This is a genomic window from Campylobacter sp. CFSAN093227 (genome assembly GCF_012897855.1).
Taxonomy (GTDB): domain Bacteria; phylum Campylobacterota; class Campylobacteria; order Campylobacterales; family Campylobacteraceae; genus Campylobacter_D; species Campylobacter_D jejuni.
Map to the genome: position 1 here is coordinate 1,378,863 of NZ_CP040610.1, position 12,223 is coordinate 1,391,085.

At 29.9% G+C, this 12,223-nt stretch carries 11 protein-coding genes and 2 tRNA genes; 3 read left to right on the forward strand and 10 right to left on the reverse strand.

Annotation, left to right across the window (positions count from 1 at the left end; genetic code table 11):
- Window positions 1–10: 10 nt before the first annotated feature.
- The 9 genes from FBF06_RS07210 to FBF06_RS07250 all read right to left on the reverse strand — a co-directional run bounded on the left by FBF06_RS07210 (window position 11) and on the right by FBF06_RS07250 (window position 9,240).
- Window positions 11–2,206: a bifunctional (p)ppGpp synthetase/guanosine-3',5'-bis(diphosphate) 3'-pyrophosphohydrolase gene (locus FBF06_RS07210; protein ID WP_002867343.1), complete on the reverse strand. Its 2,196-nt coding sequence runs from the start codon at window positions 2,204–2,206 to the stop codon at window positions 11–13.
- Window positions 2,190–2,414, reverse strand: coding sequence for a DNA-directed RNA polymerase subunit omega (locus tag FBF06_RS07215; protein WP_002853464.1), 225 nt, complete (start codon window positions 2,412–2,414; stop codon window positions 2,190–2,192). The genes FBF06_RS07210 and FBF06_RS07215 overlap by 17 nt, the downstream gene beginning before the upstream one ends.
- A 10-nt stretch (window positions 2,415–2,424) precedes the next feature.
- Window positions 2,425–3,144, reverse strand: coding sequence for a UMP kinase (gene pyrH / locus FBF06_RS07220; RefSeq protein WP_002854049.1), 720 nt, complete (start codon window positions 3,142–3,144; stop codon window positions 2,425–2,427).
- 51 nt (window positions 3,145–3,195) lie between these two features.
- The gene (locus FBF06_RS07225; protein ID WP_002867342.1) at window positions 3,196–4,389 is read right to left on the reverse strand and encodes a M23 family metallopeptidase; all 1,194 of its coding nucleotides are present in this window, start codon (window positions 4,387–4,389) and stop codon (window positions 3,196–3,198) included.
- Complete coding sequence (locus FBF06_RS07230) at window positions 4,386–5,192, reverse strand: FtsX-like permease family protein (protein WP_070317213.1); 807 nt, start codon at window positions 5,190–5,192, stop codon at window positions 4,386–4,388. The genes FBF06_RS07225 and FBF06_RS07230 overlap by 4 nt, the downstream gene beginning before the upstream one ends.
- Window positions 5,179–5,844, reverse strand: coding sequence for an ABC transporter ATP-binding protein (locus tag FBF06_RS07235; protein WP_002853534.1), 666 nt, complete (start codon window positions 5,842–5,844; stop codon window positions 5,179–5,181). The genes FBF06_RS07230 and FBF06_RS07235 overlap by 14 nt, the downstream gene beginning before the upstream one ends.
- Window positions 5,845–5,913: 69 nt before the next feature.
- On the reverse strand, window positions 5,914–7,092 hold the full coding sequence (gene trmB / locus FBF06_RS07240) for a tRNA (guanosine(46)-N7)-methyltransferase TrmB (protein WP_070314112.1): 1,179 nt from the start codon (window positions 7,090–7,092) through the stop codon (window positions 5,914–5,916).
- On the reverse strand, window positions 7,092–8,327 hold the full coding sequence (locus FBF06_RS07245) for a fibronectin type III domain-containing protein (RefSeq protein ID WP_079263611.1): 1,236 nt from the start codon (window positions 8,325–8,327) through the stop codon (window positions 7,092–7,094). Before FBF06_RS07245 ends, trmB begins: the two co-directional genes overlap by 1 nt.
- Window positions 8,272–9,240, reverse strand: a complete 969-nt coding sequence (locus tag FBF06_RS07250; RefSeq protein WP_070317214.1) for an RluA family pseudouridine synthase — start codon at window positions 9,238–9,240, stop codon at window positions 8,272–8,274. The genes FBF06_RS07245 and FBF06_RS07250 overlap by 56 nt, the downstream gene beginning before the upstream one ends.
- A 77-nt stretch (window positions 9,241–9,317) precedes the next feature.
- Here FBF06_RS07250 and FBF06_RS07255 point away from each other — a divergent pair, with 77 nt between their 5' ends.
- Entirely contained in the window at window positions 9,318–10,418 is a 1,101-nt protein-coding gene (locus FBF06_RS07255; protein ID WP_002853654.1) for an FtsW/RodA/SpoVE family cell cycle protein, read from the forward strand.
- 53 nt (window positions 10,419–10,471) lie between these two features.
- Window positions 10,472–10,548, forward strand: a tRNA-Ile gene (locus FBF06_RS07260).
- 107 nt (window positions 10,549–10,655) lie between these two features.
- On the opposite strand, the gene FBF06_RS07265 is transcribed toward FBF06_RS07260, so the two are convergent.
- A tRNA-Phe gene (locus tag FBF06_RS07265) sits at window positions 10,656–10,731 on the reverse strand.
- A gap of 139 nt (window positions 10,732–10,870) precedes the next feature.
- Between FBF06_RS07265 and FBF06_RS07270 the strand changes: the two genes are divergently transcribed.
- Window positions 10,871–12,214, forward strand: coding sequence for a TrkH family potassium uptake protein (locus FBF06_RS07270; protein ID WP_002884343.1), 1,344 nt, complete (start codon window positions 10,871–10,873; stop codon window positions 12,212–12,214).
- The last annotated feature ends 9 nt before the right edge of the window (window positions 12,215–12,223 follow it).

Below are 12,223 nucleotides of genomic sequence, written 5' to 3' on the forward strand. Positions count from 1 at the left end.
ATAAACCTTTTTAACCTTCTTTATAAGCATCATTTAAAGATGTAAAATCTAAAATCTTGCAACGAGATTTTAACCTATCCTTGACACTATCTGGATTAATATTATCAGGAATTTCCATTGTAATCTCAAAATAATCTACCGCCGAATTTAAATCACTTGATAAATTAATTGTTAATAAATTTATCTGCATTTTAGCTAAAAATGCCAAAAATTCCGCTAAAACACCTTTTTTATTTTCCAAAGAAAAAATCAATTTATAAGATTTAGGGATGTTAGAATCCCATTTTATAAATACCATATCTTGATTATTATCTATCATTTTATCAGCTCTATCGCAAAGCTTATGATGGACAATAGCGTTACCACCTTTAACAAAAGCTAAAACAGCATCACCTCTTTTTGGATGGCAGCAAAAATCAAAATCCACATTAGCGATTTTATGGTTGCAATATAGAGTAAAATTTCCTATTTTTTGCTCTTTAATCTCATATTTATCAAACCAATATGACTTCTTGGCGTATTTTTTAAGACCATTAACTATATCTTTCAAATAAGCACTATCTGTTGCTACTTGTCTAATACGTCTGGCTAAATTTTCTTTTTCTATCCAAGTTTCAATTCTGTTTTTATCAACTCCAAAAATAAAACTTAACATATTAATAGAGCTTGCTAAATTAATCTCTCTGATTTTTTGCTTACAAAATTCCCTTATACTTGCTTTTGCTTTTCCTGTTTTAACACTATCTATCCAAGAACAGCGATAAAATTTATCATTGCTAGTAACCACTCGCACAATATCGCCATTTTTAAGCTCGGTTAACAAAGGCACTTTAATACGATTTACATAAGCACTTTTTGCATGAAGCCCTACTTTGGTATGCACTTCATAAGCAAAATCAAGAACCGTTGCACCACGAGGCAAAGTGAAAATTTCTCCCTTAGGAGAATAAACTGCGACATCTTCAACATAAAGACTATCTTTAGCATATTCATAAAGTTCAATAGCATTATAATCTTCTGCATTTTCAAGATTGTTTATACTTTGCATTGAAATATCTGTAAGCCAATCAAGACGAGGCGCAACCACACTGCCATCTTCTTTATATTTCCAATGCGCTGCTATACCAAATTCCGCAATTTTATGCATATCAAAAGTTCGAATTTGTGCTTCTATAATACTTTTAGCATCAAAAAGTGTGGTATGTATGGTTTGATAACCATTTTGTTTAGGCAAGGCTATATAATCCTTAAAACGCGAAACCAAGGGATTAAAATGTGTATGTAAAATTCCCAAAGCTAAATAACAATCACTTACTTTTTCAACCAAAATTCTTACCCCAAGCAAATCAAGAACTTCTTCAATACCAATGCCTTTTCTTTGCATTTTAAGATAAATAGAATAGCTATGTTTAATGCGTTTTTGAATTTCAAAACTACCTTGTCTAAAGCCATTGCTCAAAAATAAAAGTTCGATTTTGGAAATAAATTCATTTAAACCTAATTGCATTTCTTGATTATTGGAGTTGATATAATTGTCAATAAGCTTATACTCATCTGGCATAAGATATTTAAAACTAAGATCTTCCAAATAATTTTTTATGCTTGAAATACCAAGTCTATGGGCTATTGGGGCATATACAACTAAAGTTTCTTCGCTGATTCTTTTTTGCTTATCTTCTCTTAGAATATCAAGAGTAAGCATATTATGCAGCCTATCACATAACTTCACAATCAAAACCCCAACATCTTCAATGCTTGCTAAAAGCATATTTCTGAAAGTCAAGGCTGATTTAGTTAAACTTTTTTTAGATTTTGATGAAATGAGATTATCTTCTCTAATTTCTATAATTTTAGTAAGCCCTAAAACAAGTTTTAAAACCTCAGAACCAAACTGCTCTCTAAGTTCTTCTTTAGTACAGTTTGTATCTTCGATCACATCATGCAATAAAGCAGCTAAAATATTGCTTTTATTTTCACTTAAAAATCCAACCAGTGTTGCTACTAAAATAGGATGTACCGCATAAGGCTCTCCACTTTTTCTAAACTGCCCTTCATGGCAAAATATACAGTAATCTACTGCTTTTTCAAGAATAGCATCATGGCCACAAATTTCGAAAAGCAAAGCCTTAGCAGCTTCTAAATCTTTACAATTTTTTACATTATCGATTAATTGTTCAAGCAATAATTCTTCATCGATTGGTTTCAACTAAACCCTCTAAAGTGATTTTATTTTCTGCAATTTCATATAAAGCTATATCTGCAAGTTTATTTTTATTTTTATCAAAGTCTACCAAAGGGGTTGCTCCATTTGCCAATTGTTCCGCTCTTTTTGCCACCACTAAAGAAAGGCGATATCTATCATTACCCATTTTTTCCAAAGCTTTTGCCGCTACTTCTTCTATTCTTTTATCCATAATTTTCTCCTTAATTATTTTTAACAATTGAACAAAGGCTAGTATCACCTTGTATGATTTTAAGTAAATTACCCTCTTCAAACATATTACAAACCACAATAGGAAGTTTGTTATCTTTAGCTAAAGCTATAGCTGTATCATCCATCACTTTAATATTATCTTGCATAGCCTCATCATAACTTAAAGTATTTAAAAATACTGCATCATCAAATTGTTTTGGATCTTTATCATAAACTCCATTAACTTTTGTAGCTTTTATTACCATATCTGCATCAATTTCCACAGCTCTTAAAATAGCTGTTGTATCCGTAGTAAAATAAGGGTTTCCAGTACCTGCAGCAAAAACCACAACACGACCCTTTTCTAAGTGTCTTTGCGCTCTTCTCATAATATAAGTTTCACAAAATGCTTCCATCTGAATGGCGCTTTGAACCCTAACTTCAAGTCCAGAGCTTTCCAAAGCTTCTTGTATAGCAATAGCATTGATAACTGTAGCAAGCATTCCCATATGATCTCCACTTGTCCTTTTAATCAATCCGCCCTTAGCAGCACTTACTCCGCGAATAATATTACCACCGCCTATAACTATGCCTACTTCTATTTGATTTTTTATAAGTTCTTTAATCTCTGAAGCTATGAATTTTAAAATAGAATTTTCTATACCAAAGCCATTTTCACCTGCTAAAGCCTCTCCTGAAAATTTTACTAAAACTCTTTTTCTCTCTTGCATTATTTCTCCTTATTTAACTTGAAATTATATTTTAAATTCCATTAAATTTAGCTAATTTAAGCTAATGAGTTCCAAAGGATTGATATGAAAATTTTTTTGAGTTACTTCAAAAGTAAGATCATTTTTTATTCTACCCACTACGGCACCTTTTTTAATATTCTTACCAACTTTAATATTAGGAGCAATCTTATCTAAATGTGCGTATATTGTATGTATGCCATTATCATGTTCAACAATAACAACTCGAGCTAACATACTAGTATCTTTAGCAAAAACTATTTTTCCATCTAGCACATTTTTAACAACTGCATCGCTTTTATTGCTTCTTAAAACTACATTCTCGTTAAAAATTTTAAGATTGTAAACAGGATCAACATAATTTCCAAATTTTTGCTTCACAGTAAAAGAATCCAATGGAGCTATGGTTTTTTTTCCTGTGTAACGCTTGACTGAACTTCCTTGATAGCTTGAACCTAATTGCCTTATTTGTTGATTATTTTTTACTATTTTAGTATCATTTTTGTTTAAATTTGCACCTTCTTTATTATTAATAATTTTTAATTGATTTAATGTTTTTCTAAGCTCTTCTTGCTGAGCTTGTAAGTCATCGAGTTTTTTTGCATATATGGTTCGATCTGTTTTTTGTTTATTAATTTCGCTAATTTGTTTTTGTTTTAAACTTTGAAGCTTGGCTAATTGAGCGTTGTAATCCTTAAGACTTTCATTGATTTTCTTAATCTGAGCTTGTTTATCATCAATAAGCCTGCTTACTCCCTCATAATCTTTAGAAATTTTAAAAATTTCTTCATTTAAAACTTTGTTTAAACTTCCTAAAATTTCAAAAGCCATAAAACTTTCTTCACTTTCAATATAGCCTTGAGGGATAGGTAAATCATAAGCAAAATCTTTAGCCATTAAAGATATAAGCTTACCTTCCATATTTGATTTACTTTTAAGCAAATCTTCATTTTGGCTTGTAAGGGTGTTTAACTCTTGATTTTGAGCCTTAGCACTTGCTTCAAGCTTAGAAGTTTGTGAATTTAAGCTTTCAATTTGCAAACTTAGATCTTTCAAACTTTTTTCACCATTTAAAATATCGCTAGCCAAATCTTCAAGTTTTTTATTTAACTGTTCTTGTATGCGTTTATTTTCTTCTAAACTTTTTGTTTTTTCATTTATAGCGTTTGCTAAACTTATATCAACAAACAAAAAAAAACAAAAAAAGATAAGAATATTTTTTCTCATCTTTTAACCTTAAACATAACCGTATTTACACACAACAAGCAAATAAACAAAGTAGCTAAAAAAATTAAAGTCAAATGTAAAATAAAATTAATAGGTGGAAAAATAATATCTACAGCCTTTAAACTTTCTTGGATAATAGAAAGATCAAAAATTTGGGTAAAAAAGGCAAGTAAAATAACAAAAGCAATAAAACAATCAACCACAACCACCTTATAAAGCATAAAAGATCTAAACCAAAACGGAGCTCCAAATAAACACATAATTTCAATACGATCGGTATGTTCATAAAGCCAAATTCTCATCTGTTTTAAAAACAAAACAAAGGCAAGTAAAATAATGATAAACAAAAATAACCAAAAAACAAATTTCATCAAAATAAGCAAAGAGTATATCTTATCATGGGTTTTGGAAAAAGTTTCAACCTTACTAACACCTACAATATTTAAAAGTTGATTTTTAATCAAATTTAGTTCATTTTGATCGGGTAAAGAATTTAATTTTAAAGTATAAAATTTTGGCAGAGAATCTTTTAAAACTTTCAAATTCTTTTCAGAAACATCATTTTTCAAACGATCAATTAAATCCTTAGGATTTAAAGATTCAAGTCCAGCAAAAAATGGTACTTTTGTTTTTACTACATTCTGATCAAGTTCAGTTTTGCTGACAACTATAATATTATAATCTTTATTAACAAGTTCTTCATAATGCTTTAAAGTTGCATTTGTAACCAAAATAAATTCAAAAGCAAACATCATAAAAAGCAAAGGTAAAATTAAAGATAAATGTGTTTTAAAAAATTTCATTCATTTTTCCATTTTCTATATTAAAACGACGATAATCCACTCTTAAATTACTAGGAATTCTATGTGTTACCACTATAACACAAGTTCCTAAAAGCTCTCTAGCAGACTTTAAAAGAGTCCATATAATATCAGAAGAATACTCGTCCAAATTTCCCGTTGGCTCATCGCAAAGCAAAAGCTTTGGATTATGAGCTAAAGCCCTAGCCATAGCGACGCGTTGTTGCTCACCACCGCTAAGTTGATTAGGCAATTTATCTGCTTTAAAAGTTAAATTTACATGCTTTAAAAGCTTAGTAGCTTGATCATGGCATACTTTTTTGCTATAACCTTTAATCATTAAAGGCAACATAACATTTTTTTCAACACTATATTCTTGTACAAGTTTATAATCTTGAAAAATAATCCCTATTCTTTGACGCAATTTTAAAAGTTCTAAATTTCCAATTTTATTCATCAAAGATCCACATACTTCAAGCTTACCAGAAATAGGTTCTAAATCTCCATAAAAAGACTTTAAAAGCGTACTCTTACCACTCCCACTTTTACCCGTAATAAAAACAAAATCATCATCCTTAAAAGCAAAACTCGCTTCTTTAATAACTAATTCATCATAACCTAAAGTAAGTTTATTTGCTTGGATTAAATTAGGCATCCTTTTTCCTTAATTTCCCTTTTTAAATTTTTAAATTATGCTTTATTTTTGCTTAATTTTCAAGAAAAATTATATTTTAAACTGAACTTTTAAAATTTCTTTTAATTCATTTATCGCTTTAATATTTTCTTGAATTTTAAATGGTTCTTTAAAAGCAAAATCGATCGTTTTATCAAGATGTAAATAACAATGTTCAGGCTTATTAAAAGCTCCAAAAGCAACCTTTAAAAGCAAATTCTCATCTTGTTTGTAGATGCTTTCAAAATGCAAGAAAAAATCATCTTTTTTTATAGTAATATTTTTAAAGTTCTGCTCTATTTTTTTCAAATCTTCTTTAGAAAATTCAACCGATGAGAGATTAAATTCATTTAACTCATAGTTTCTACACTCTTGGTTAAAATTCCACACCCAAAGATCATATATATTTTTTTCTTGCTTTTTCCATCTATCTTCATATTTGCTTGAAATTTCTAAATTTTCATTTTTTCTAAGACTAAATTTTGGAACAGGAAAAGTCAAAAATTGTTCTAGAGTAAAATTAAAATACTCAAAACTATCTGTTCTAAGTTCAAAACGACCGTTTTGGGTTAAAACCCTAGCACATTCTTTGCAAAAATCTTTCCCAATAACTCGCCTATGAGGCTTTTTGTCCCAAGGAACAGGAAAATGTAGAAAAATCTTTTCAACTGATTTTGATTTTAATACACTCAATAACAATCTCGCATCACTTTGGATTAGCAAAATATTATTTACATTTTGTGCTTTAGCAAGTTTAGCCACTTGAGTTAAAGCTGGGTTGTAAATTTCCACCCCTAAAATTAAAACATTTGGATTTTCTTTTGCTTGATAAAGCAAATGTCTTCCTGATCCAAAGCCTATTTCTATATAAATTTTACCTTGAAGCTTAGACAAAAGCTCATCAAAATTATCAACGATAAATGGTGTTTTTTCAATTAAAGCATTGTTTTTAAGTCCAAAAGCTTCATTGATAATATCCTCACAAAAATCTTCTTTAAAGATTTTTAAAGCCTTTTGCAAATAACCTATTTTAGAAGGTTTTGTATGTTTATCGCCTTTAATCACAAAACCATTTTGTGCTTTTTTAATCTGCAGAAAAAAACTCTCTTCTTGAACCTTTGTATAAATAAGACTAACATTATCATTCTTAGCAAGCCAAAGAAATTCAACATCATCCTTGCTACAAGGCAGATTTATTTCTTTGATCTTTTTGCTTTTAAAATTTGGCACTACTGAGCCGCCTTAACTTTGTTTGAAGGTTCTGAACGAAGCCCGGCTAAATCAATAGCAATAACTTCATAACTATATTCCACCCCTGGCAAAGCTTTTACATCTTTTAGTCGCTTTTCTTTAATGCCTTTAAAAACTGCATTTTGCTCCCCGCCATAGCGTCTTACTTCATACTCAACAGCTCTAGTATCATTATCACTCCATTCTAAATTTATCCCTTCGCTTGTGCTTTGAGCCAAAATAATACTAGGAGCCAAAGGGTTGCCTAAAGTTTTACCTTCTACACCATCTTTTGGCATAGGACTTTCAAGACCATCTTTATCCACCATTGTTACTTTATAATACTTGCTTTTACCTGCTCCTTCTACTATATCCTCATAAGAATTTTTATCAGTCTTTGCCAAAACACTAAAAGGAAGGAAGCTTGAGCTCGTAGAATAAACTTTATAATAAGAAAAATCTTCATACGTAGGAGCATCCCAAGTTAAAATGATTTTACTAGAACCATCTGTGCTAGCACTTAAATGCTCAACTTGAGGAGGTAAAGCCTTGCTTGTAGAACTTACAACTTGACTTGACCCACTCTTTATCCCATTAAAACTCACAGCAATAATTCTATAACTTGAATTTTCATTAGGCTTTAAATCACTATCGATGTATTCAGCGTTTAAACGATTTTTTACTTCTGCAATTTTTTTAAATTCTTTATCATCACCTTTGGTTCTTTCAATAATATAAGAATCAACCCTAAAATCAGGATGCGGACGCCAAATAAGTTTAATACGATTAGGCAAATTAGTCACAGCTTGAACAAAAGGAACAGCTTCAAGTCTTGGAGCTGTGCTCACTTCTATAACCTTGCCATCTTCTGAAATTTGTCCTTGCTCATTAAAGCTTTTCATCATATAACGATACTTAGTACCAGGCTCTAATTTAGTATCTACATAATGAGTTTGAAACTTATCTTTAATAGTGCCTACAAGTTTAAAATCAGGATTTTCATCACTAGAACGATACAAATAAAATCCTTTAATATTTTCATTATATAAAGGCTCCCATTCAAAAGCAATATTACTCATATCACTAAGACTTTTTAAACTTTCAACCTTTGGCAAGCTTTCATTTACAGCAGGCTCTTTACTTGAAGCTAGCGAATTCATTTGCGAAACACTACAAGCGCTAAGCAAAAGAGTTAAAAAACTCAAGTAAAAACTCAAGCGAAATCTTTTCATCATTCTCTCCTAAATTAATTTGTTCAAACATAATATTTTTAAAATCTTCCATCAAAGGTGCTTTAACAAAAATTTGTTCTTTGGTTTTTGGATGGATAAAATACAAAAAATAAGCATGTAACATTATCCTACAATCATACTTACCCTTATAACCATACAAACTATCACCTAAAATATAGCGATTTAAACTAGCCAAATGCGCTCTAATTTGATGAGTTCTTCCTGTAAAAAGCTTAGCAGCCATCAAAGTTAAATTTTCAGTTTTTACTACATTTATAAAAGCTGATTTTGCGTTTTTGCTGAATTTATTTTCCTTATCTATGGCTATTTTTTTAATAGCATTAGAAGGCGAACGCATTAAAAATTTTTCTACTATAATTTTATCTTCTTTTAGTGGCAAATCAATTAACGCAAGGTAAATTCTTCCCATGCTTTTATCTGCAAGCTGTTCACTTAATTTTTGATGGGTGAAATTATTTTTCGCTATTAGTATAGATCCGCTTGTATTTTTATCTAATCTATGGACAAGACCAGCTCTTATCTCTCCTCCTAAATTTGATAAAGTATATTTTTTTTCTATTAACCAATCCACCAAAGTGGCATTTTTAACGCTACTTGCTCCATGAACGACTAAATTTGAAGGTTTATTTAAAACAAGCAAGTCTTCATCTTCGTATAACACATCAATATCAAAATCCACTTCAAACTGAGGTTTTATCTCATTGCAAAGCTTTAAACTTGCAATAGAAACAATATCACCATTTTTAAGCTTAAATGAATTTTTATCTTGAATTTTATCATTAACCTGTACACAATCTTTTTCTATAAGTAAAGCAACTTGATTGCGACTTTGGTTTAATTTTTTAGCCAAAAATACATCAAGCCTTGAATTTTCATCTACTAAAAAAGTTTGCATTTTTTCCTTAGAGGTTTTGATAAATTTAAAATTTTAGTTTATAATTATAGCTTTATATTACCAACTGAAGGCAAATTTTGTTTAGATTAGATAGAAGAATTTTAACTCATTTTGACTATATGCAACCCATTTTATTTTTACCCATAATTCTTATTTCATTTTTCTTAATCTTTGAAGCTAATCCTTTTTTAGCAGAAAAACAGTTTGTTTATGCCTGTGTGGGATTGTTTGCTTTTATGGTTTTTTTCTTCTTTCCCATAAGGAAATTTATTTGGATTATTCCTGTTGCTTATTGGATTAATATTTTTTTATTGCTAAGCGTAGATATTTTTGGGGTTGAAAAATTAGGTGCTAAAAGATGGCTTGAAATTCCTTTTACTCACTTTACTATACAACCTTCTGAAATTTTTAAACCTAGTTTTATTTTAATGCTTGCCTATCTTATTTATCAAAATCCTCCTCCAAAAAATGGATACAAACTTAAACAATTCATCAAACTTAGCTTTTACATCATCTTGCCTTTTTTGCTAATTGCAAAAGAACCTGATTTAGGAAGTGCTATGGTTTTACTACTTGTTGGTTTTGGAGTGCTTTTTATCATGGGAGTTCATTATAAAATTTGGTTAAGTATTGTTATAGCTATAAGTGTTAGCTCTCCTATTATTTATACACATCTTTTAAAACCCTACCAAAAGCAAAGAATTCATGATTTTATTTCAGAAAAACCAAGTTATCAAGTAGCCCAATCAATGATAGCTATTGGAAATGGTGGTTTAACCGGAAAATCTCAAGATGAAGCTACGCAAACTCATTTTAAATTTTTACCTATTTCAACTAGTGATTTTATTTTCGCTTACATGATAGAAAGATTTGGATTTATTGGGGGATTGACATTAATTATATTTTATATTTTACTTATTTTTCATCTACTTAGTTTAAATTATAAACTTAAAGATGATTATTTTGCTAGAGTTGCTATTAATTGTGTTGCATTATTTATTTTTATTTATGCGGCAGTAAATATTTCAATGACTATAGGTTTTGCACCAGTAGTTGGGATCCCTTTGCCTTTTTTTAGTTATGGTGGAAGTTCTTTTACTATTTTTATGATTTTTTTTGGAATTTTACAGCATTTAATCACTTTTAGATATTTTTGGACGGATATAAAGGCTAAATAAAATATTTTTAAGCATTAATAAGATATAATTTTATCTTTTAATTCAACTTAGGCGGATTTATAGCTCAGTTGGTTAGAGCAACCGGCTCATAACCGGTTGGTCGCAGGTTCGAGTCCTGCTAAATCCACCATTCTACATATAAGCTATAGACTCTTTCTTTAAAAAATAACTTTTAGTTCTTTAAATATTTCAATCTTATATAAAAAAGTATGTGATGTGATTTTTTGAAAGATAAAGTGGTGGTTAGAGGCAGAATCGAACTGCCGACACGCAGATTTTCAGTCTGCTGCTCTACCGACTGAGCTATCCAACCACAATGTTTGATAAAGTAAAAATGTAATTGTATCTTTTTTTCTTTAATTTAAGTTTAAATACAAAAATAAAATTTTATTTCCCTTAAAGTTTTAATAAGATAGAATACCCGCTTTAGATCATTATCAAATGGAAATTTTTTGAAACAATTTGGACTAGATAGACGAACTTTTAAAATTTTACTAGCTGGTTATATTATTATTGCATTGTTTGGGGCTTTATTGCTACATTCAAGCTGGGCACATACAACTCCTATTGATTTTTTGGATGCCTTTTTTACAAGCACATCTGCTGTTAGTATGACAGGATTAGTAGTTAAGAACACTGCGGTTGATTTTACCTTAGCAGGACAAATTATTATCTTAGCTTTGGTGCAAATTGGAGGCTTGGGATATATGGGTATAGGTTTATTTGTTTATATACTCATACGCAAAAAAGTTGGTTTTAGTGCAAGAAATTTACTAAAAGAGTCTTTATTTTATCCATCAATGGATGGTTTATTTAAATTTTTTAAAAAGGTTTTGCTGTTCATTTTTACTATAGAATTGATAGGCGCTATACTTCTCACCATGCGTTTTACCCTTGAAATGAATTTTAAGAAAGCTTTATGGTTTGGAATTTTTCATTCTATTAGCGCTTTTAATAATTCTGGATTTACTATATTTGAACATGGACTTATAGCTTATAAACATGATATAGCAATTAATCTTATTATCACTTCTTTGATTATTATTGGAGGGCTTGGATATTTTGTTTTGGTTGAATTATACTTTTTTCAAAGAAAAAAATTGCAAAATTTAAGCCTACATACAAAAATGGTTGTTGTTGCAAGTATTTTTCTTATTTTCTCTTCAACGCTTATTATTTTTGCTTTTGAATACTCAAATCCTCAAACTATAGGACATTTTTCATTTTTTGATAAAATTTTAAGCTCATATTTTATCGCTATTAATTACCGCACAGCAGGATTTAATACCTTAGATATGGGACATTTGCATGATGCAAGCTTATTTTTTGGATCATTGTTTATGGTTATTGGTGGTGCACCAGGTGGAACAGCTGGGGGTATGAAAGTAACAACTGTAATGGTTTTATTGCTCTATGCTTATTGGAGTATCCGCGATGGAAGAGTTAGAATTTTTGGACATGAAATTCCAAGAGAAACTATATCTAAAGCTTTTATTATAGCTGTAGGTTCAGCTGTTTATATAGTAATAGCTGTTATTTTGCTTTCCTTGCTAGAGTCAAAATTTGATTTTATAGCCTTGCTTTTTGAAACTTCTTCGGCTTTTGCAACCGTAGGAATTTCAGTAGGAAATGGTGGAACTTTATCTTTATGCGCTTTGTTTAGTGATCCTAGCAAGGTGATTATCATCATTATGATGCTAAGTGGTAGGATAGGTGTTTTTGCTTTTTTACTCTCGGTATTCAAACAAGACAAAGCTATTCATTTAAAATTCCCTGAAGGAAAGGTTAATTTATAAAGGTAAAAT